Genomic DNA, 21,299 nt, shown 5'->3' with positions numbered 1-21,299 from the left:
GCAACGACCTCCCAGAATCAGCGGCAGGAGCCAGTCGGAGTTGTGGTGAATGTTGATACTCGCCGCTGCGCGTTAGTGTTTGCGGAGCGTTCCGCACTGCTCCCACAGGAGATCTTCATTTCTCTGAGACAATTCAAGTCTTAGCTACAGTTCCCTCAAATGCCTGACTTGTCCGAGCTTCCTGGATATTGCCTGAAGCCGAGTCTGATGTGCCTGCTTGCCGATCGCCTCTCCAGCGGATTTGCTTAATGTGTGGTGAATGGTTTGAGGTGATGTGGCGTATCAACTGCGCGACTACCAGCAGCACTTGCTCGATCGAGTCTTCGAACGATGGGCAGCGAATCAACGGCGGCTACTGGTGCAATTGCCCACTGGAGGCGGCAAGACAATTTTGTTTGGGGCGATCGCCAGAGAACTGCTGCCCCGAGGTCAAACGGTTTTAATTCTGGCCCACCGCTCGGAATTGCTAACCCAGGCTGCCGATAAAGTAGGCCGGTTTACCGGTAAAGAAGTGGGGATTATCCAGGGCGATCGCCCTGCTAATGTGACCGCTCCCATTCAGGTGGCCAGCGTGCAAACTTTAGCCAGACGTCCGGGATATCTCAGCAATGTGGGTCTGGTGGTGGTGGACGAGGCCCATCACACCCATGCCGCAAGCTACCGCAAAATTTTGCAAGAATATGACAGCGCTTACCACCTCGGCGTCACTGCCACCCCCATTCGGACCGATGGGGCGGGGTTTGAGGGGATGTTTGAAGCCCTAATCTGCGGTCCGACTGTCTCGGAACTGATGGCGTCGGGCTATCTCAGCCCCCTCAAGCTGTATGCCGATCCGCAACCGATGCAAACGCGGGGAGTACGCACCACTGGCGGCGACTTCAACTCTGCCGACTTGCTCAAACTGAACGGTTCCAAGCATTTGTCGGGCAATCTCGTGTCGATGTGGCGGCGATATGCTTCCGGTAAGCGTACGGTCGTTTTTGCCATTAACGTGTCTCACTCGCAGGCGATCGCCGCTCGCTTCGCCCAAGCCGGTATTGCTGCCGAACATCTCGACGGCAACATCCCCGCCAGCGAACGTCAGGCCATCCTCGCTCGCTTTTCCAGCGGCGAAACCTCAGTCTTGGTCAACTGCAATCTCGTTTCAGAGGGGTTTGATTTACCGCAAATCGAAGCGGTGCAAATTGCCCGTCCCACCCAATCTTTGGCCCTCTGGCTGCAGCAGGTGGGGCGAGCCTTGCGGATTCATCCCGGCAAAACCGAGGCGATCGCGATCGACCACACTCGCAATTGGTTGCTGCACGGCTTGCCCACTCAACCCCGCATCTGGTCTCTGGAAGGCGTCCGCAGCGATGGCATCGAGATGACTTACTGCCCCGAATGCAGTTTTGTTTTTGAGGGCGATCGCCATCGTCTCAATTCGGCTTTCCTGCAATGCCCCAGTTGCCAAGCGCTTATCTCCGACGAACTTCCTGTTCCTCAGATTTCTGTGGCGATCGAGCGCAAACCGTTTGAGCTGCCGGAAGAGTCCCACTACGACTTAGAAGAAGTCAGTCCGGCTGTGTTGAAATTGGCCAGCGAGTTGCTGCACCTGCAGGAGTTAATCGAGCAGCAAAAGGCTCGCGGACGCAGTCGCGATTGGGTCGCTTACCATCTGGGGCAACTCAATCCCGATGTGGAAACTTGGCAAGCTTGCGCGCGGGAGTTGGGCTATTCGGAGGACTGGGCACAGGCCCAGTATCGCGAGCGGCAAGCGCTCAATGCTGCGTTAGATTACGAGCCCGCGAATGTGGCCTAGCAAACGCAGTAGAACTGGGAAGGCAGAGTTCTGCCGACTCATCGTTTGAACTCCGAGGAAATATCCCGTGAATGAAAACCGCAGTTACATCTTCTGGGGGGCCTCTGTTGCCCTGCTGGCGGCGATCGCCTTTGTGGCGAACCCCATTGAGATCGTGCAGGATGGCGAAGCTTGTGCAGTGCGGCGATTGGGCAAGATTGGGGACGATGTCATGACGGCTGGAGTGCATGTGCGGACTCCTTTTCTGGAGCGATTCGAGTGCGAAAACATTAAAGTGACCGGCCTCACGTTGGCGAGAGAGAGTGCTGCCACCTCCGATTCCCAGACAGTGCTGGTGACGGTCAATTTGGGCTATCAGTTGGATGCCAATGCCGTTCCGGGGATTATCCGTACCCAGCGAAATCGGACCAATTTGGAAGCTGTAATTATTAGTCGAGAACTGGTCAGTTCGGTCAAAAACCAAACCGCCCAATTTCCGATCGATCGCCTTTTGGGTCAGCGGGCCAATATTGAGCAGACGATTCGTACGCAAATGAGTGAGGAGTTGTCGGAGTACGGTGTGTTGATTAACACGTTAACTCTAAGCGATATCGATTTTTCGGATGAATATGACAATGCGATCGAGGCGAAGCAGGTGGCTCAGCAGCGGGCGCAGGAGGCGGCTTTTCGGGCACAGGAGGCGGAGCAGGAGGCGAATGCCACGGTGAATCGGGCCAGGGGGGAGGCGGAAGCGATTCGCTTGCGGGCGGAGGCGCTAGCGGAAGCGGGAAATTCAGTGGTGTTGCAGGAGGCGGTGAAGGGTTGGGTGGAGAATGGGTCGCCCGTGCCGGGGGTGTTGAATTTGGGTGAAGGCAGTATGGAGATGTTGTTACAAACGAATGTGCCGACGCAAGCTCTGTCACCTCAGCGGCGATGAGGAGAGGGGCGTGAGGGGAATCTATGTGGTTAGGGGGGACTGATGAGTGCTGCGATGCGGGTCTAATTCGGCGCGCTCGACTTGAGTGCGATGGTTTTGGCCCTCACCCCCGGTCCCTCTCCCCAAGGGCGAGGGGAGAAACAGCGTTATGGAAATTTGTGGGGGATAAACCCATGCCATTTTGAAGTTTGGTTCCAGCAATCTCAGCAACAGCCTGAGAAACATATTTACAGACTGCGATCGCCCCAAAATCCATTTCGATCGCTTCCCAAAGTCTTTCGATCGCCCCAAATTGTCCGTCGATCGTGTCTAAGAGCGTTGCGATCGTCCCAAAATCTACTTCGATCGCGGCTAGACCAGAGGCTGTAACTCGATGCTTGCCCTAGCGATCGCGATCGCCGACGATTAAACCGCCCTCTCATCGCTTGCAAACGTTTTAGGAGAAAGGGCTATAAATATAACCATGTAACATATACAATCCACATTGAGGTGCTAATGGAAACTGTAAAACTCTTCACGATCGGTAATAGTCAAGCCGTACGCTTGCCCGAGAACTACCGCTTCTCTGGTGATGAGGTGGCAATCAAACGACTGGGGAACGCTGTTGTCCTCTTGCCGAAGGAGGATCCCTGGCAAGTTATGTTTGACGCCCTTGAGGAATTTCCCGATGACTTGAATCTCGAACGCGATCGACGACCTCCTCAAGAGCGCGAGCAAATTGTATGAAGATCCTGCTCGATACAGATATCTGCATCTACGCAATTAACCGCAAAAATCCGAAACCGCTGCAGCGACTGCGCTCCTATGCAATCAGTGAGGTTGGAATTTCGGCTATTACCTATGCCGAGTTGCGCTTTGGGATAGAAAATAGTTCCCGAGTGACAGCAAATTTGGATCGACTAGAGCGGTTTCTACTGCCTCTGGAGATCGTGCCTTTTGATGCGGAGGCCGGACGCTGTTATGGGCGCGTGCGAACTCAACTGAAACGGAAAGGCTTGCCCATTGGAGGGAACGACTTATTGATTGCGGGTCACGCCCTCAGCCTTGGAGCGACCCTGGCAACCAACAACGTGCGTGAATTTGCTCGCGTGGAAGGTCTTCGGGTCGAGCAGTGGACATAAGTCGGAAGCGAGTGTAGACGTTGCGATCGCGATCGCCGACGATTAAACCGCCCTCTCATCCCTGGCAAACATGTCAAAAGAAGCAGACAAAATTGTCGTCTCGGGAATCCGCTGCTATGGCTATACGGGCTATCTGCCAGAAGAACAAGCATTGGGACAGTGGTTCGAAGTGGATTTGGTGCTGTGGAAAGATTTAAGTGCCGCAGGCCGCAGTGACGAGCTAGAAGACACGATTGATTATGGAGAGACCATCCGAGCAGTCAAGCAATCGGTGCAACAGAGCAAGTTTAAGTTGATTGAGGCACTGGCGGAGGCGATCGCTATTCTCGCCCTCCAAACCTCCAAAGCCGGGCGGGTGCGCGTCAGCCTGACTAAACTCAACCCCCCCATCCCCGATTTCAGCGGTCGAGTCAGCGTCGCCATCACTCGTCCCTAGCCTGCGCAATCCCTCAGCGTAGAGCGACACAGAAATGACAGAATATAAAGACCACAACCCTATTGAATTCCCATGTTGCGATCGCTGAGCGGTAACGAAATTCGTCAGACATTTCTCAACTTTTTCGCCGAGCGCGGCCACAAGGTGATGCCGAGTGCCTCGCTGGTACCGGAAGACCCCACCGTGCTGCTGACCATCGCCGGAATGCTGCCCTTCAAGCCGATCTTCTTGGGCCAAAAAGCGGCGGAAGTGCCTCGGGCGACCAGCTCGCAGAAATGCATTCGCACCAACGACATCGAGAATGTGGGGCGGACCGCTCGCCATCACACCTTCTTCGAGATGCTGGGCAACTTCAGCTTTGGCGATTATTTCAAGCCAGAGGCGATCGCTTGGGCTTGGGAACTGGTCACAAAAGAATATAGCCTGCCCCCCGAACGCCTAGTGGTGAGCGTCTTCCGCGACGATGACGATGCCTACGCCATTTGGCGAGACCGGATCGGCGTTCCCGAACAGCGCATTCGCCGTATGGATGAAGCCGATAATTTTTGGGCTTCCGGCCCCACCGGTCCCTGTGGCCCCTGCTCCGAGATCTATTACGATTTCAAGCCAGAGTTGGGGGATGGCGACATCGATCTAGAAGACGACTCCCGCTTTTTAGAAATCTACAATCTCGTTTTCATGGAATTGAATCGAGATGCCGAAGGAACGCTGACACCCCTCGAGAAGCAAAATATCGACACCGGCATGGGGCTGGAGCGGATGGCGCAGGTGCTGCAAGGGGTGCCGAACAACTACGAAACGGATCTAGTCTTCCCAATTGTGCAGGCAGCAGCAGAGATTGCTGGCATCGATTACGACAGCAGCGAGGAGAATGTCAAAGTCTCCCTCAAAGTGATTGGCGATCACGTCCGCTCGGCCATTCATATGATTGCGGACGGGATTACGGCCGATCGCGGCGGTCGCGGCTACGTTCTGCGTCGCTTGATTCGCCGCGTGGTCCGCCACGGACGGCGGATTGGCATCGATCGCGAGTTCGTCCCCGCAGTGGCAGAAACGGCGATCGCCCTATTCGAAGATGCTTACCCCCACGTCCGCACCAAAGCCGATGCCATCAAAGCCGAGCTGCAGCGAGAAGAGGAGCAGTTCCGCAACACCCTCGAACGGGGCGAAAAGCTGCTGGCCGAGATCCTGGTTAGTCCCCGCACTCAAAAGCACAAAAAAATTGAGGGCCGAGATGCCTTTATCCTCTACGACACCTACGGCTTCCCGTTGGAACTGACGCAGGAAACGGCAGCAGAGCACGGATTGGCGGTCGATACGCTGGGCTTTGAGGCCGAAATGATCGAACAGCAGAAGCGATCGAAAGAGGCGCTGCAAACCATTGACTTGACGGTGCAAGGATCGCTGGAGAAATTGGCCCGAGAGCTAGAACCCACAGAGTTTTTAGGCTATACGGCCCCCTCTTCTGAAGCCACCGTCGCGGCCATTCTATCCAATGGCGAAACTGTCTCTTCTGCGAGCGCCGGAGCTGAAGTGCAAGTGATACTGGACCAAACCCCCTTCTACGCAGAATCGGGCGGTCAGATCGGCGATCGCGGCTATCTACTCGGGGGCGATCGCGTGGTGCGGGTTGAGGATGTTCAAAAGCAGGAGGATGTCTTTATCCATTTCGGACGGGTGGAGCGCGGCAGCTTGAAAACCGGCGATCGCCTCACAGCGACGATCGATCGCACCTGTCGTCGCGGCGCTCAGATTCACCACACCGCCACCCACCTGCTGCAAGCCGCCCTCAAGTCGATCGTGGACGACAGCATTTCCCAAGCCGGTTCGCTGGTGGCCTTCGATCGCCTGCGGTTTGACTTCAATAGTCCCAAGGCTCTCACCCCCGAGCAGGTGCAGCAAGTCGAGGCTCTGATGAATGCCTGGATTGGCGAAGCCCACAACACCCAAATAGCCGAAATGCCGATTGCGGAAGCTAAAGCAAAGGGTGCGGTGGCGATGTTCGGCGAAAAATATGGCGAAGTGGTGCGCGTCATCGACGTGCCCGGTGTCTCGATGGAATTGTGTGGCGGCACCCACGTTGCCAACACTGCCGAGATTGGTGTCGTCAAAATTGTCTCCGAAGCGGGGGTCTCCGCTGGCGTGCGCCGGATTGAAGCGGTGGCCGGTCCGGCAGTATTGCCCTACGTCAACGAACGCGATGCTGTCGTGAAGGAACTCACCGCCAAATTCAAGGCCAAGCCGCAGGAAATTCCCGCTCGCGTCAACGCCCTGCAAGAGGAGTTAAAAGCCGCTCAAAAAGCAGTGGCCCAACTGAAAAGCGAGTTGGCGATCGCCAGTGCCACATCCCTACTGGGCGAAGCCCAAACCATCGGCAACTTTCAGGCGATCGTGGCGGAATTGCCCGGAGCCGAAGCCGAAGCCCTCAAATCTGCTGCCAGCACCCTGCTGCAAAAACTCGGAGAAGGGGCGGTGGTGCTCGGATCGGCCCCCGCCGCTGGAAAAGTGGCTTGGGTGGCAGCCTTTAGTCCGGGTGCGAACCAAGCGGGATTGCAAGCAGGTAAATTTATTGGGGCGATCGCCAAGCTGACAGGGGGTGGCGGTGGCGGACGACCCAACTTCGCCCAAGCGGGCGGGCGCGATGCCAGCAAACTTCCCGAGGCGTTAGAAGCCGCCCGCACCCAACTGTTCGAGGCACTCTCGGGATAATCGATTCGCGCTTGAGAGTGCCAGCAATCGCACATCTCGAATTCAATCGGGCATACTCGATCGCAGACACCCAATATGCGGCAGCCGCGATTCGGACAACGCCCGACTCTCCGCTCAAACCCTCGATACTCAAACACTCAACATGGCAACTGCCTTCTCTAGCTGGTTTAACCGCAACCAAAACAAACAAGTCGCCGTAATTGGCTTGGGCCGCTTCGGCACCTCTGTGGCCCGTACCTTTTATCAAGTGGGATACGAGGTGTTGGCGGTTGATGCAGACGAAGATCGAGTCAACTGTGCCAGCAGCAATAACATCGCCACCCAGATCGTTCAGCTGGATGCCACCGATCCCATTGCCCTCAAACAGGCGGGAATCGAAGCTTTCGGTCTGGTGGTGATTGCCATTGGCAACTACTTTGCCGAAAGCGTTCTGGCCACCCTCAATGTCAAGGGGTTGGGCTGCCACCGCATTATTGCTAAAGCGGTCTCCACCATCCACGGCGAGGTCTTGTCAAAAGTCGGAGCCGATCAGGTGGTATACCCCGAAGCAGAAATGGGACGGACTCTGGCCTTGCGGCTGACCGCCACAGGTTTACTGGAATCTCTAGAACTGGATACCGAACACAGCATTGTGGAAATGGTGGCTCCCCACTCACTCGCCGACAAGCCCCTCCAGGAACTCAATTTGCGGGCACGCTATGGTGTCAGCGTATTGGCAATTCAGCACGACAGTCAGTTCAATGTCAATCCTTTACCCAGCGATACAATCCAGGATGGGGATGTGGTGGTGCTGATTGGAGCCAACCGCGATTTGGATAAGTTAGCCCAGATGGCCGCCCCCAATGAGGCGATCGCCTAGAGAGAACGTGGAAGCTGACACGAGGCAGATTTGGTGAAGGTCGTTGTCGCCCCCGACTCGTTTAAGGGCTCGCTGTCTGCACGGGCAGCGGCAGAGGCGATCGCGCGCGGGCTCCAGCAGGGCTGGCCGGAGCTAGAGATCGATTGCGTGCCGCTGGCCGATGGTGGGGAGGGCACCGCCCGTATTTGGGTGGACGCTTGCGAGGGCACCTGGGAAAACATCGACTGTTGCGATCCGCTGGGACGTCCGGTGCAGGGGAGAATTGGCTGGGTAGATGGCGGGCGCACGGCGATCGTGGAGGCGGCGCAGGCGACGGGGCTGGAGTTGCTAACTCATCGAGAGCGCAATCCGCTGCTGGCAACGAGCTATGGTTTGGGGCAGCTCGTGGATTGGGTGTTGCGATCGCCCACCGTCGAGACGATCTGGCTGACATTGGGGGGCACTGCCACCGTCGATGGGGGCGTGGGGTGTTTGCAGGCGCTAGGGATTGCCATTACCGACGCTGCTGGCAAGCCCGTTGCCCGTGGCGGTCGAGGACTACAGACGATTGCGGCTGTCGATTGGACAACCTCGCCCGCCCGCTTCCAGCCCTCGCACCCACAAGCTGTCAAGCTGAAAATTGCCAGTGACGTGACCAATCCCCTCTTGGGAGAGTTGGGAGCTGCGAGGATCTTTGGCCCGCAAAAAGGAGCCAATTCGGCAATGGTGGAGCAGCTAGAGGCAGGTATGCAATGCTGGGCGACAGCGGCAGACCGAGCTGATTTAGTCGCAGCACCCGGGGCGGGGGCGGCTGGCGGATTGGGATTTGCGCTGGCCTGCTTGGGGGCTGAATTTTCTGCTGGAGTTGATTGCGTGATGGCTGCGGTGGGACTGGCCGATCGTCTTGCGGGAGCCCATTTGATCGTCACGGGGGAGGGGCGCAGCGATCGCCAAACGGCAGGCGGTAAGGTGGTGAGTGGCGTGTTGCGTCAGGCTGCAGATCGTAGAATCCCGGCCATTGTGCTATCGGGATGTGTGGCAATTGACGAACTGGGAGCCTTGGAACAGATGGGGGCAAGGGCCTTGATGGATGCTGTGCCCGCTCCGATGCGCGTGGGGGTTGCCCTCGACAATGCCGCCGCGCACCTGCAGTGGAGCGCTCGCCAAATCGCTCAGTTAATTCGCTTGGGTCAGCAATTGTCAAACGAATGCTAAACGAAACTGACTGGACTTGGCACGAAGCAGATGGCTGCCGCTGGCTCACCTGCCGACTCTTGCAGGACTGGCCCCATGCATTTAGCAGTTGCCACAGCTATCCCCAAAAAGCCGACGCGCTGGCACCGGTGCAGTTGGGCTTGCCCAGCGATCGCGCGGCTTGGGCCGTGCAAGTTCACGGCGATCGCCTGTTGTGGACCGAACGCGATCGCGATATCGGAGCTGAAGCCGATGCCCTCGCCACTGAGACAAACGGTGATTCTGTTTGGGTGCGATCGGCAGACTGCGTCCCCATCCTGATTGCCCATCCCGATCGCGTCTGTGCCATCCACTCCGGCTGGCGCGGCACTGCCGCCCAAATTGCGCCTAAAGCCATTGCAGCCTTTTTAGAACGCGGCGTGGCGATCGCCGATCTAAAAGTGGCCTTAGGACCGGCGATTTCCGGCTCTATCTACCAAGTGTCGAGGGAAGTGGCCGATCGCGTTTTGCAGGTTCTCCCTCATGGCGATCGATCCGATTCCATCCCCGTGGGTGCAGGGATTCCCCCCGTCACCTATCCAGATGAATTGCCCGACAAAATTCGGTTAGATCTGCGCTCGGCGATCGCCCTTCAGCTTTTGACCCTGGGGGTTTTGGCAGAACAGATCAGTATTAGCCCCCACTGTACCTACCGCGATCGCCACAACTTTTTCTCTTATCGTCGCCTGCAAGATCCTCCCAGTCCCGTGCAGTGGTCCGGCATTGGGCTGGCGAGCTCCTAGATGTTTCGGCAGCGGGGAGTTCTGTTGGCAAAGGGCGATCGCTCTGCTAGTCGCACTGCCAAGTCAACTGCCACTGGCAGCAAACTTTCCACATCTTTGCCGTGCAGCAATATAGAAGCGCGGTAATGCAGTCTGGGTCTTCAATCCAGTCGGGATCGGAAAACCGCGTTTCCAGCAGTCGCAAACAGGATGCAAATTCGGCATCACTCATGGGGACTCGACCCTCTCGCGATACATCGAGAATACCCTGAAAAATTAATACTTTTTTAAGACTTGCAATATTTCGTCGCTATCTTCGCTGTTCGACACGGTTGGCAGGAGCTTCGGAGCGTTCGAGTAAGACGGGGGCGAGTTTGGCTGCGATCGCGAGAAAAACGATTGCCCCGAAGACCCAAGGAATGTACTGGTAAAAGCTGTTCGTTGGCTGGAAGGAGCGCTGGAGGTTGAAGGACGATTGATTGCGCCGCAAGTACTCTCGGCGCCCTTGGGCTCGGCGAATGCGATCTTGACCTTCTTGATACTCGCGCTCCGTCGTCATGGGGGTGAAGTTGAATTCAGCAGTCGGATCTTTCCCAGTATGCCCTGACTAACTTGAGAATGGGACGGGAGCTGACATTTTTACTGACTCTGCCTGAGAAATTACAGAGCGATCGGCCACTGTTACAGCCTGAGTTCGATCGCTCTGCATTGCCCTCACCCCCGGTTCCTCTCCCTAGGGAGCTATCCATTAGGCACAAGTCGATGGAGAGCTTACTGTGACTGGATTATAAACTGCAGTAGAGACTGAAGCAGTTGTAGCCGGAGGGAGAGAAACCATGCAAGATTGGGTCAGCCAAGAAATCAACCCGATCCACTTCGCCGATTTGCGACATGCAAAGCGGTTGGGGCAGATCGTCACAGACTTGAGTGAGCAGCCCACAGCGAGCGTGCCTCAGGCGAGTGGGAATGCCTCAGTGGCCCAAGGAACCTATCGATTTTGGGCCAACCCGAAGGTGAGCACGAGCAGCATTCTGGACAGTCATCGTGATGGAGTGGTCAGGCGGGCCCTCACGGGCAAGACGGTGCTGGCCATTCAAGACACAACGGATTTCGACTTCACCACTCACCCCCAGACCGAAGGGCTGGGCTTCATCAATCAAAGCCATCAACAGGGAATCAAAGTCCACAGTTGTTTTGCGGTGAGCGGCGAGGGAGAACCCTTAGGTCTGTTGAGTCAATTCATCTGGAATCGCAAACAGCGGCGCGGGAAGAAAGAAAAACGCTCAGTGACTCCCATCGAGCAAAAGGAAAGCTATCGCTGGATAGCAACTCTCGCAGCCGTAGAGCGAGAGCTCGCGGGCCAAGAGCAAGTGGTTCATATTGGCGATCGAGAAGCAGACATCTTCGAACTGTTTGCCCATCCCCGTGCGGACAACAGGGAGTTACTCATCCGCGCAAGGCACAATCGCAAACTTAGCCACGAGCTGGGCAAGTTCATCCCCACCCTCGAACAAGCCCCAGTCTTGGGAGCGATGAGCCTGCAAGTGCAGCGTAATCCCAAGCGAGCGGCCCGCATTGCCCAGTTGCAGGTGCGGGCGATGGCGGTGACGCTGGAGGTGCCATCGCATCACCTCAAAGCCGCGAGCTTAGAGCCCGTGCGCCTCAATGCCATCTTCGTGGAAGAAACCGTCCCCCTGATGATGGCGCTCAGCCGATTCGCTGGTTTCTGCTGACCAGCTTGCCAGTTGAGAGCTTCGAGCAGGTCTGTCAGTGCATCCGCTGGTATAGCTACCGCTGGCTGATTGAGCGGTTTCACTTCACCCTCAAAAGTGGCTGTGGCATCGAACAGCTCCAACTGCAAAGCTATGAGCGCTTGCTCAAGGCTCTGGCAACCTACAACGTTGTAGCTTGGCGATTGATGTGGCTGACCTACCGCGCTCGACTCACCCCGCAAGCCTCCTGTGAGCTCGTTTTACAGCCTGCTGAATGGCGGCTGTTACGACGCAAGTTTGTGCCGAAAAGTCGCTCTCAAAAGCCACCCACTCTGCAACAGGCAATGCTGTGGATTGCTCGATTGGGAGGCTTCTTGGCTCGCAAGGGCGATGGCAACCCTGGATTGAAGACGCTTTGGCGAGGGCTGACCAAACTCCACCATTTGCTTGAAGGGGCTCAACTGGCTTCTCAAAGCTAGTGCCTGTCTATGGTTCAGCTACTTTTGCCTAATGGATAGCCCTAGGGAGAGGGGAGCAATAGCCTCAAATTTTCAATCTACCGTTCGGTTCCCTTCCCCCAGAATTACGGCTGACGCGGAGAGTCCGGGGAAGTTCAATTTAAAAGGTCACAACACTGCGAATCGACTTGCCTGCGTGCATGAGGTCGAAAGCATCGTTAATCTTTTCCAACGGCATCGTATGGGTAACCAGACTATCGATATCGATCTTGCCGTCCATGTACCAATCCACAATTTGAGGCACATCCCTGCGGCCTTTTGCCCCGCCAAATGCCGTCCCCTTCCAAACGCGACCGGTGACCAACTGAAACGGACGGGTAGAAATTTCTGCCCCCGCACCCGCCACGCCAATAATCACACTTACCCCCCAGCCTTTGTGGCAACATTCCAGTGCTTGACGCATCACCTTCACATTACCAATGCACTCGAAACTATAATCCGCCCCACCCCCCGTCAAGTCCACCAAATAGGGCACTAAATCTCCTTCCACCTCCTTAGGATTGACAAAATGGGTCATGCCAAATTTTTTAGCCAGCGCTTGCTTGGCAGGATTGAGATCCACCCCCACAATTTTGTCGGCCCCTACCATGCGACACCCCTGAATCACATTCAGGCCGATTCCCCCCAAGCCAAACACCACCACATTTGCGCCCGCTTCCACCTTGGCGGTATTCACCACTGCCCCCAACCCAGTCGTGACGCCACATCCAATCAGGCAAGCTTTGTCAAATGGGGCATCGTCGCGGATTTTAGCCAGTGCAATTTCGGGTAGCACGGTGTAATTGGCGAAGGTGGAGGTGCCCATATAGTGGTGCAGCATCTTGCCGCCCGTGGAAAAGCGACTGCTTCCATCTGGCATTAACCCCCTGCCTTGGGTGCTGCGAATTGCCTGACACAGATTGGTCTTTTGGCTGAGGCAGTATTCGCAATTGCGACATTCGGGAATGTAGAGGGGAATGACGCGATCGCCCACCCGCAAACTCTTGACGCCGTCACCCACTTCCACCACCACGCCAGCACCTTCGTGGCCCAAGATGGTGGGAAACAGTCCTTCGGGATCGGCTCCAGACAGAGTGTAGGCATCGGTGTGGCAAACTCCGGTAGCCTTGATTTCAACTAAGACTTCTCCCTCTTTGGGGCCTTCTAGCTGAACGGTTTCGAGGGTGAGGGGCTGGCCAGCTTCGTAGGCCACAGCGGCTTTGACATCCATGAGAAAGCTCCCGATCGCATTCGATTGAATGCTCTCAGGATCGGCGATCGCCCCTGCGATTCCCAGTTTTTCTCCAGTTTTTTAAAGGACTGAACGGAAGCTAGACGAGCGAGCATAGATTTCCATGTTGAAAAAAGTTTCCCAACCGTGGCGTTCGGCGATTGGGACGGAGAACCGCAATCGGCTCGATTCGACCTGACGCAGAATAGAAGGTGAGGATTAAACAAGTTTGGGACACTCTATGGCTCTCACCCCTTCGACCATGCTGGACTTGGGCACCCCCGCCCCCGATTTCGAACTTTTAGAGGTTGTTTCGGGCCAATCCCTGTCACTGGCGACGCTTCCAGAGCAGCCTGCCTTATTGGTGATGTTTATCTGCTGCCACTGTCCGTTTGTCAAACACGTGCGGGAGCAGTTGACCGAGTTGGGGCAGGATTATAGCGATCGCATTGGCATTGTGGCGATTTCTGCGAACGATGTCGATCGCCATCCCGACGATTCGCCCCAAAAGTTGAAGGAGATGGCTCAATCGCTCGGCTGGAGTTTCCCAGTCCTCTACGACGAGAGTCAGGAGGTGGCGAAGAGCTATACTGCCGCCTGCACGCCAGACTTTTTCCTGTTCGATCGCGATCGCCGTTTGGCCTATCGCGGCCAATTGGACGGCAGTCGCCCCAGCAACAATATTCCAGTGACTGGAGAAGATTTGCGCGAGGCGATCGAAGCGCTGCTGGCGAAAAAGCCGGTGAATCCGACGCAGTTGCCCAGTATTGGCTGCAATATCAAGTGGAAATCAGGGAACGAGCCTACCTATTACGGGCTGGGCGGGTAGGGGAGTTGACGTAGCCGCTCCTGACAGTTGGAGGACTGTTCGAAGAGCTGGTGGCGCAACCCTGATAATATCAATTGCTACATTAAAGTGGATATCTTAGTCTACTGCTTTACCTTTTAAGAGGGATTTTACCCAATCTAGGTCAATAATTTACGGTGTGGGCACATTAGCAACATACTGTATCGATCTCGATCTGACGTGAAAAGCCCTATCCTCCCCTCCTTGAAGGCGCGAGACACGATTGTTTACCTGCTTGGATTTGCCTTGTTTGGTAATTCTCTCGCGCAAAGGATTTCTGAAATTGTCTCGACGAGTAATTTCATCAGCGATATCGGTGGCTTTGGCTTTTTAGGGATATTGATGGCCGGTAGTGCCATTAGCCTAGTGGCCACTAGCGTTCAGTATTCCATCGTCGATCGGTTCGATCGCCGCAGATCGCTGTCCTTTCTTTGTCTGTGTCTCAGCCTCGCTCTACTCGCAATTAATTTCTCATTTATTTTGGGTGCGCCCCACTGGTTGGGTCATTCTGGCCTTTACCTCATCTCCGAACAGCAATACATGTTTTACCCAGCCCTGTTTTGGGCCCTGGCTAACAGTCTGTTCGACAGCGATCGCGCCAAGCAAGTCTTTCCCCTTTTAGTGAGCTGCGGATTTGCCGGGGATATTGCTGGGATCGCCATCTCCGCACTCATGCCACAACTGAAGGCTCAATTTTCGTTCGGCCTCGAAGGTGTTCTGGCCATCAGCATTGCGCTCTATTTTCTTCTCTACCTACTGTTCGAGCAGTTCCTAAAACCTATGGCAAAAGAGACTCCCAGCCGCAGAGAAGCCCTCGATCGCCCCAGCCGCCACCCAGAAGTTCCAGCGGCGCTCCACAGCCCGTCGGAGAATCGCCGCCCCGCTCTACTGCAAGAATTTCCGCTCCTCCTGCGATTAACCTTATACACAGTTGCAACCTTTTCCTGCGCCATCATCGTCGAGTATCGTTTCCTCGTGACCACCGAAGCCGCCTTCGATTCGCCCGATCGCCTCCAAACCTTTTTAAGCTTATTTGCCCTAGCCAGACTGCTGGCTTACGTGGTCATTCAAATGTTTTTGACCCGCCGCATTTTGGCCAAACTCGGGCTGGTGCGCAGTCTGCTATTGGTACCGACCAGCGGGATTTTTAGTGCCCTGTGCATGATGGTGGCACCGGGCTTGGGGGGCAGTTCCACCGGACTCACCTTACAGAAAATTCCGCAATACAGCATCGACGAAACCGCTCGCAGAGTCCTGCAAGGGTTTGCCCCCAAGCATTTGCAAGGACGAGTCAGTCTCTTTCTCGAAAGTTATGCCGTTGCAGCAGGAACCTTTTTAGGAGCCTTAGTGACTGCGGGTATTGTGGTGGCCTGCGATCGAATGCAGATTCCTAACGAACATCTCTGTTATTTGGCTGCAGCAGCCATTGCAGGACTGTGCAGTGCTGGAGCAATCCGCAAGCTCGGCACAAACGATCGCGCCCTATCTGAGGCAAAGATGTCTTAACGCATCCCCAACTCGGTCCCATACTCTCAGGACTCCTTCTGGCGCAGGGGCATCAATCCATTCACGATCGCCATAAACAAAATCTTAAGTCTGTCGGTTGAAAATAGAACGCAACATAATGATTTTTACTGATTTAACGTGCTGAATGATGCAAGTAAATTGGACCGCTTGGGTAATGTTAGCGAAGCATGTGTGCTAAATCCAACGCATGTCTTGTGCCAATTTAGAATCGATCCCCCTGCCCCAAGATCTATGACTGCACAGATTGTTATCAGCAATACCTATGAAGCCTATGCGGACTTCCTCGATCGAGCCGACTCGGAAACTCGGGAACGCACCTTCCAGGCGATCGCCAATGGCAGCGAGCGGGTACTCTTCTGGGGCGATCGCCACAAGCTCGCCATTGCGAACGGTCCCATTGCCCATCGCGAACAGGTCGATCGAATAGGTTACTCTGCAACTGCCTACGGCTATCCCAGCCACCCCTCCACCTCTCTCTGTTTGGATATTTTGAACGATCGCCAACTCCTAGAGAAGTCGATCGAATGTGCGGGGGACAGTCGAACAGTCGAGCTCATCCCCTATGCAACCACTCGGGAGCTATACCAATTAGCTGACAGGTTGACTGCAGATTGTGGCTTGCGGGTAATCCTGCCAGAGAGCCCCAAGCGGGAGAATTTGTGGGTGCGAGATTATCTAGAGAGTAAGCTGGGATTTCGCGTCATGGTTCCTCAATGGTTGGACGGCACGGGCGCGCGCTTGGCCGAGGGATTTCACTGCCAGACGCTGGAACGCGCTGTCGAGATCGCGCAGTGGTTTACTCGGCGGGGACAAACCTGCCTGCTCAAGCCCAATCGCGGTTTTCTCGGCATGGGACATTGTCGGGTTGAACCCAATACCTTTAGCAGTGCCGCCGATCTGCTCGCCAAGCTGGAGCGCAATCCCTATCTCCAACAGGATGCGATCGTTGTCGAAGAATTTATCCACTCCCCCCAGCAAGTGTTTCCCTCTGTAGAGGCGATCGTCTCCCCCGATCGGCCTCCACAGATTACGCAAGTGTGTCTGCAGATTGTTCGGGATGGCACCTACCTCGGCGAGATCGTGAGTGCGCAGTTGCAACGGGAACCGTGGTATTCGGCGCTGGTTAGCGCAGCTACCGCAATCGCCAGCCAGCTCCAGACGTTAGGCTACATCGGTCATTTCGATCTAGACGCCATTGTGGATGCGCGCGGCCAGCTTTATTTGACGGAGTTGAATGCCCGTCGCACGGGTGGTTCCCACCTACACGATTTAGCGTCCGCATTATGGGGAGAAAACTATCTCAAATTCGTATCCCTCATCAGTTTTACAGCACAAGACTGCGGCAATTGTAGAGATTGGGAGGCATTGTCAGAGACACTGGCTGAATTCCTCTATCCGACAGAAGGTCAAAAAGGCGGTGCGATCGTGACAAACTCTCGCGATTTAGCTGCAGGTAAATTGGGCTTCATCGCGATCGGTGAAACCCTCAAGGAAGCACAAGCCATCCATCGAGCAGTCGGCATTCGCTTAAATCAAGCCAAAGGCAGAGCTGACTTATCCTACAATTCCTACAATCGAATGAGAACATCAGTTTGAAAGAAATTATCTCCTTATATTTATAATTACCGATCGCATTGAAATCAGATGTCAACTTGCCTAGTGCTCGCGTCAAACAGAGACTCAAAATCAATAGAAAGCCTGACATTAAGTATATAAAAAAACCGTAGTTTTGTCGATGCTAAAGGTATTAATTTCTATGAAAATAGGATAGTAGTATGAGGATAAAACTATGCCTATTCGCCAGGGATTGATTTGGGGAGATTGGCGATCGCAGCTCAAACATTCCATCACAAAACTCGACGAGCTGAAGCAATGGGTCGAGGTTTCCGAGCAGGAAGAACAGGCGATCGCCGCATCGAAGGGAAAATATCGCTGGCGGATTACCCCCTATTACGCCTCGCTGATGGATAAAACCGACCCCACCTGTCCGATTCGACAGCAGGCCGTCCCGCAATTGGAAGAATTCGTGCCTTATCCAGGTGCTTCTGTCGATCCGGTTGGCGATACCCATTACCGCAAAACCAATCGCGTCGTCCACAAATACCCCGATCGCTGCATCATGCTGGTGACCGACGATTGCGCCGTCTACTGTCGTCACTGCACTCGTAAGTATCACACCACTGACGTTGGGGGCACTTATTTCGAGCGCAGCGAAGCACTCTCCTGGGAAGCAGATTTTGATTACATTGCCAGCCATCCCGAAATTCGAGATGTCCTGCTCACAGGGGGAGACCCGCTCACCTACGACGACCTGCGCTTGGAATTCATCATTTCTCGGCTGCGGGAGATTCCGCATGTCGAGATCGTCCGCATCGGCAGCCGCTATCCCGTGCTGTTACCCCAGCGCATCACAGATGAACTCTGCCAGATGTTAGAGAAATATCATCCCATCTGGCTCAACACCCATTTCAACCATCCCAAAGAGATTACTCCAGAGGCCGCTGCTGCCTGCGATCGCCTGTTGCGACACGGCATTCCCGTACAAAACCAAACTGTACTGCTCAAGGGCATTAACGACGACACAGAAACTATGCGTGCCCTCTGTACTGGATTGCTAAAAATTCGCGTGCGCCCCTATTACCTCTACCATTGCGATAATGTGACAGGAGTCTCTCACTTCGCCACCAGCATCGAAAAGGGTCGCGAAATTATGAATAATCTTAAAGGATACACCACAGGCTTTGCCGTGCCAGAATATATTTTAACAACTGAGTTGGGCAAAGTACCTTTACACGAGCAAAAGGTCGTGCAAACAGCCCCCAGTGAATACATCGTTGAAAATTATGAGAGGAAAGTTCTACACTGGCCCCCTGTGGAGGCAGAGGAATTGGCGGTTCCTTCGCCAACTGCGTAAGATCTGAATCTCCATCTCTCCAAGGAGCTTGAATCCTGAAGTAGCCTCTGGGTTGTATTTTCAATCTCGACTGAGCCTTCTGCTTGCATAGGTCGATGTTGAAAATGGCTAGGATCTTGTCAGTGGGTTGTGTTTTCAATCTCGACTGAGCATTTTGTCTGCAGAGGTCGCGCTCGAACACCACTGGCAAGTCCAGCATCTCGTTCGCCCTATAACATCCTGAATCCGTGGCAGTAAAACATGACAATCAAGATGCCGGGATATTTCAGCCGATTTGTCAAGTTGCGAACCAAGATTGCTTTAGGGGTAACCATTACCTTTGGAGTGCTCTTCGGCAGTTCTTATACTCTTTACTATCACTTCATTTCTGCCCGAGTCGTTGACAATATACGGGAGCATCTGATCGATACGGCGGAAGGAACTGCTGCAGGCATCGATGTAGAGGCGATGTTATCTTTGTATCGCGAAGGAGAGCGAAACAGCGAGGGGTTTTCCAACGATCTGAGATACCAAATGCAATTGGAATGGTTTCGCACCATTCGACAACTCGATCCGATTGTCTACCCTTACAGTTATGCGATCGGTCCAGTTGAAAACAGTCGGCGGATCGGAGAAACTGCCGTTCAGCCAGGAAAAATAGAGATTGTTTATCTAGTGGATTCGCTATTAATTGACGAGCCTGACAATGGACTTCGCTTTCTAGAACCCGATTCTCCCTCAGAGTTCTCCCTGCAAGCCTATCATTCGGGAGAGACCACCCACCGACCGCTTTATTCGGATGAATGGGGCAGTTGGATGTCTGCATACGTCCCCCTTAAAGACAACGATGGGACAGTGGTTGGCATACTTGGAGTAGATATCAAAGCCGATTATGTCGCTCGTATCCGCCGGGAATTGCTCAAATCTGCCCTTTTCAGTTTCTTCCCCACCTATGGCCTGACCATCTGCTTAGTCTACATTTTCTCTGGAAGAGTCACTCGAAAAATTACTTCACTCACCCATCTTTCTGAGAAGGTTGCAGATGGCAATTACCAAAGTAGTTCGGAGTTATCGGATACGGGACTCTTTCCAGATGAAATTAATGTCCTGGCAAAAATGCTGAAGCTCATGACTGATGCCATCCAGGATCGAGAACAGCGTATTCGCAAATACGAGCGCACCGATGCCGAGATACGATATCAGCTCGCTCAAGAACGGGAGCTCAATAGTCTCAGATCTCGGACGATCTCAACCATCTCGCACGAACTGAGAACGCCCATTACGATTATTAAGATGGCTAGCAAACTACTGCAGACCCGAAAGCAAGAGCTGGCAACAGAGAAAGTCGATAGCTATATCGAGCGAGTTTGTCTGGCGAGTACTCGCATGGGGGAAATTATTGATGAAATGTTATTGATTGAGAGTGCCGATGCTGAAGCACTCGAACTCGAGCTCACTAGAGTCAATCTCAAACAGCTTTGCCGCGAGCTTTTAGAAGAGGTTCGTTCGTTCGATAGCAAGCAGCATAATATCCAACTGTCGGTGCATCAGTGCGGTCGAGACCTATGGCTCGACAAGCGTTTGCTGCATCATATTCTCATCAATCTACTGTCTAACGCAATCAAATATTCCCCTGCAGGTTCGACGGTCTACTTCAGGGTTGACTGCTCGCAGGATATGGCAGTCTTTGAAGTCAAAGATGAAGGTATTGGAATTCCCAAAGAAGAACAACCCTACCTGTTCGATCGCTTTTTCCGTGCCAACAATGTCGATCCGTCAGGAGGCACGGGCTTGGGCTTGAGCATTGCCCAGAGATGCGTAGACCTTCACAAGGGGAGTCTGCACTTTACGAGTCAACTGAATGTAGGCTCGAAGTTTACCGTCCAGATTCCGCTCTCAGACTGCGAACCGCAGAGCTGCAGCTTGGAATCTTCTAGCGCTTCAGGCGTAGCCTCAAATTCTGAACGAGCCTAACGGCCTCGAAAGGCGATTGCCTAGCTCGCTTTCTCTCCGATTTCCCGACCGATGCACTTCAAGATCTGCAAAACAGTGTAGAGCTCTCGATTTGAGGTAAACGGTGCAAACACGCGCGAAAGCGCATAGTTCCGGTGTGACCGTTGCGCCAGTTTTACAAATAAAATGTCATCCCCATTGGTCAGCATGCCAAAGCTGGGTTGTGCGGGCTGAGGGTTTGCCACGAGATAAGCAAGCGTTTGGGGCAAAGCCGCCCAAACTGACAATGCTGTTTTCTTCGACTCCAAGACAATTACCCACAGCCGATCGAACAACACCAGCACATCTATTCGCCCTTTCAATACCTCTTCCCCATCCTCCAGCGTCAACTGCACCGAGTTCTCTGCCCGTACCTTAAACGGTGGGTCGTAAAAACCTGCAATTGCTAGCAATGGAGAAGCTAATAATAGCGTGACAGTTCCTTCTAATAACTGCCCTGCAGACCGTTGATATAAATATCGCCGTCGCAATTCATCCAGAGCTACCTGCTCGGCGATCGCAAGTGTCGGTAAATCCGCCTGCCATTCTGAGAAAAACGTTTCATCTTCAGTTCGCGCTAGATTAAAGCGTCGTTCTGCTTCGGCGAGAGTCGTAATAGCCTCAGTAATCGCAAGTGACATAGAGACGAACGTACAGGTTTGTGCCTATGCTATCAAACCCAAGCTCTCGCGCTTTGTGCAACGTCAGTTCGACAAGCGTCTGGGCTCCCATCCCCCCTTGCGAAGCGTGGCATCAACCATAACTTTGGGCCAGAAGAACAAAATCCAGTCAAGATTTGCGGCTATTGCTCCCCTCTTCCCAGGGAG

At 54.2% G+C, this 21,299-nt stretch carries 20 protein-coding genes; 16 read left to right on the top strand and 4 right to left on the bottom strand.

The genetic code is table 11. The features are described 5' to 3' along the window. Window positions 1–274 precede the first annotated feature (274 nt). The 9 genes from SYN7336_RS23925 (at window position 275) to pgeF (ending at window position 9,794) form a co-directional block, all read left to right on the top strand. Window positions 275–1,798 (top strand): DEAD/DEAH box helicase, encoded by a 1,524-nt coding sequence (locus SYN7336_RS23925; protein WP_017324116.1) that lies wholly within the window; start codon window positions 275–277, stop codon window positions 1,796–1,798. A 67-nt stretch (window positions 1,799–1,865) separates the two neighbouring features. Further along, on the top strand, window positions 1,866–2,714 hold the full coding sequence (locus tag SYN7336_RS32580) for a prohibitin family protein (protein WP_017324115.1): 849 nt from the start codon (window positions 1,866–1,868) through the stop codon (window positions 2,712–2,714). A 495-nt stretch (window positions 2,715–3,209) separates the two neighbouring features. Next, window positions 3,210–3,440 (top strand): antitoxin, encoded by a 231-nt coding sequence (locus SYN7336_RS01335; protein ID WP_017324113.1) that lies wholly within the window; start codon window positions 3,210–3,212, stop codon window positions 3,438–3,440. After that, the gene (locus tag SYN7336_RS01330) at window positions 3,437–3,835 is read left to right on the top strand and encodes a type II toxin-antitoxin system VapC family toxin (RefSeq protein ID WP_017324112.1); all 399 of its coding nucleotides are present in this window, start codon (window positions 3,437–3,439) and stop codon (window positions 3,833–3,835) included. Before SYN7336_RS01335 ends, SYN7336_RS01330 begins: the two co-directional genes overlap by 4 nt. 70 nt (window positions 3,836–3,905) lie before the next feature. Then, window positions 3,906–4,271, top strand: a complete 366-nt coding sequence (gene folB, locus SYN7336_RS01325) for a dihydroneopterin aldolase (protein WP_017324111.1) — start codon at window positions 3,906–3,908, stop codon at window positions 4,269–4,271. 72 nt (window positions 4,272–4,343) lie between these two features. Further along, window positions 4,344–6,980 (top strand): alanine--tRNA ligase, encoded by a 2,637-nt coding sequence (gene alaS, locus SYN7336_RS01320; RefSeq protein WP_017324110.1) that lies wholly within the window; start codon window positions 4,344–4,346, stop codon window positions 6,978–6,980. A 142-nt stretch (window positions 6,981–7,122) separates the two neighbouring features. Continuing rightward, window positions 7,123–7,839: a TrkA family potassium uptake protein gene (locus tag SYN7336_RS01315; protein ID WP_017324109.1), complete on the top strand. Its 717-nt coding sequence runs from the start codon at window positions 7,123–7,125 to the stop codon at window positions 7,837–7,839. A 33-nt stretch (window positions 7,840–7,872) separates the two neighbouring features. Then, a complete protein-coding gene (locus tag SYN7336_RS01310) occupies window positions 7,873–9,033 on the top strand; it encodes a glycerate kinase (RefSeq protein ID WP_017324108.1) in 1,161 nt (386 codons plus the stop codon). Beyond that, on the top strand, window positions 9,027–9,794 hold the full coding sequence (gene pgeF, locus SYN7336_RS01305; RefSeq protein WP_017324107.1) for a peptidoglycan editing factor PgeF: 768 nt from the start codon (window positions 9,027–9,029) through the stop codon (window positions 9,792–9,794). Before SYN7336_RS01310 ends, pgeF begins: the two co-directional genes overlap by 7 nt. Before the next feature lie 46 nt (window positions 9,795–9,840). Here the strand turns inward: pgeF and SYN7336_RS30340 are convergent, their stop codons facing one another. Together SYN7336_RS30340 and SYN7336_RS01295 are read right to left on the bottom strand one after the other, a co-directional pair. Next, window positions 9,841–10,005 carry a hypothetical protein gene (locus SYN7336_RS30340; RefSeq protein WP_156819971.1) on the bottom strand — a complete coding sequence of 55 codons (165 nt, stop codon included), beginning with the start codon at window positions 10,003–10,005 and terminating at the stop codon, window positions 9,841–9,843. 78 nt (window positions 10,006–10,083) lie between these two features. Continuing rightward, window positions 10,084–10,332 carry a hypothetical protein gene (locus SYN7336_RS01295; RefSeq protein WP_017324105.1) on the bottom strand — a complete coding sequence of 83 codons (249 nt, stop codon included), beginning with the start codon at window positions 10,330–10,332 and terminating at the stop codon, window positions 10,084–10,086. Window positions 10,333–10,609: 277 nt separating this feature from the next. Here SYN7336_RS01295 and SYN7336_RS32575 point away from each other — a divergent pair, with 277 nt between their 5' ends. Together SYN7336_RS32575 and SYN7336_RS32570 are read left to right on the top strand one after the other, a co-directional pair. Then, the gene (locus tag SYN7336_RS32575) at window positions 10,610–11,506 is read left to right on the top strand and encodes an IS4 family transposase (RefSeq protein WP_255346693.1); all 897 of its coding nucleotides are present in this window, start codon (window positions 10,610–10,612) and stop codon (window positions 11,504–11,506) included. A gap of 5 nt (window positions 11,507–11,511) precedes the next feature. Beyond that, window positions 11,512–11,964: an IS4 family transposase gene (locus tag SYN7336_RS32570; RefSeq protein ID WP_255346692.1), complete on the top strand. Its 453-nt coding sequence runs from the start codon at window positions 11,512–11,514 to the stop codon at window positions 11,962–11,964. A gap of 139 nt (window positions 11,965–12,103) precedes the next feature. Here SYN7336_RS32570 and SYN7336_RS01285 read toward each other — a convergent pair whose 3' ends face one another. Then, entirely contained in the window at window positions 12,104–13,213 is a 1,110-nt protein-coding gene (locus SYN7336_RS01285) for an S-(hydroxymethyl)glutathione dehydrogenase/class III alcohol dehydrogenase (protein ID WP_017324104.1), read from the bottom strand. A 241-nt stretch (window positions 13,214–13,454) separates the two neighbouring features. Between SYN7336_RS01285 and SYN7336_RS01280 the strand changes: the two genes are divergently transcribed. The 5 genes from SYN7336_RS01280 (at window position 13,455) to SYN7336_RS27580 (ending at window position 20,454) form a co-directional block, all read left to right on the top strand. Then, window positions 13,455–14,042 (top strand): thioredoxin family protein, encoded by a 588-nt coding sequence (locus tag SYN7336_RS01280; RefSeq protein ID WP_017324103.1) that lies wholly within the window; start codon window positions 13,455–13,457, stop codon window positions 14,040–14,042. 198 nt (window positions 14,043–14,240) lie between these two features. Next, window positions 14,241–15,566, top strand: a complete 1,326-nt coding sequence (locus SYN7336_RS01275) for a hypothetical protein (RefSeq protein WP_156819970.1) — start codon at window positions 14,241–14,243, stop codon at window positions 15,564–15,566. Window positions 15,567–15,818: 252 nt separating this feature from the next. Then, complete coding sequence (locus tag SYN7336_RS01270) at window positions 15,819–17,183, top strand: hypothetical protein (RefSeq protein ID WP_017324101.1); 1,365 nt, start codon at window positions 15,819–15,821, stop codon at window positions 17,181–17,183. Window positions 17,184–17,376: 193 nt separating this feature from the next. Beyond that, window positions 17,377–18,501, top strand: a complete 1,125-nt coding sequence (gene blsG, locus SYN7336_RS23905) for an arginine 2,3-aminomutase (protein WP_017324100.1) — start codon at window positions 17,377–17,379, stop codon at window positions 18,499–18,501. A 240-nt stretch (window positions 18,502–18,741) separates the two neighbouring features. Then, window positions 18,742–20,454 (top strand): HAMP domain-containing sensor histidine kinase, encoded by a 1,713-nt coding sequence (locus tag SYN7336_RS27580; RefSeq protein WP_051039700.1) that lies wholly within the window; start codon window positions 18,742–18,744, stop codon window positions 20,452–20,454. A gap of 20 nt (window positions 20,455–20,474) precedes the next feature. Here SYN7336_RS27580 and SYN7336_RS01255 read toward each other — a convergent pair whose 3' ends face one another. Then, a complete protein-coding gene (locus SYN7336_RS01255; RefSeq protein ID WP_017324098.1) occupies window positions 20,475–21,113 on the bottom strand; it encodes a type I restriction endonuclease in 639 nt (212 codons plus the stop codon). Window positions 21,114–21,299 lie beyond the last annotated feature (186 nt).

Source organism: Synechococcus sp. PCC 7336 (genome assembly GCF_000332275.1).
Classification (GTDB): Bacteria; Cyanobacteriota; Cyanobacteriia; order Thermostichales; family PCC-7336; genus PCC-7336.
This window is presented reverse-complemented; position numbering and strand designations above follow the sequence as displayed.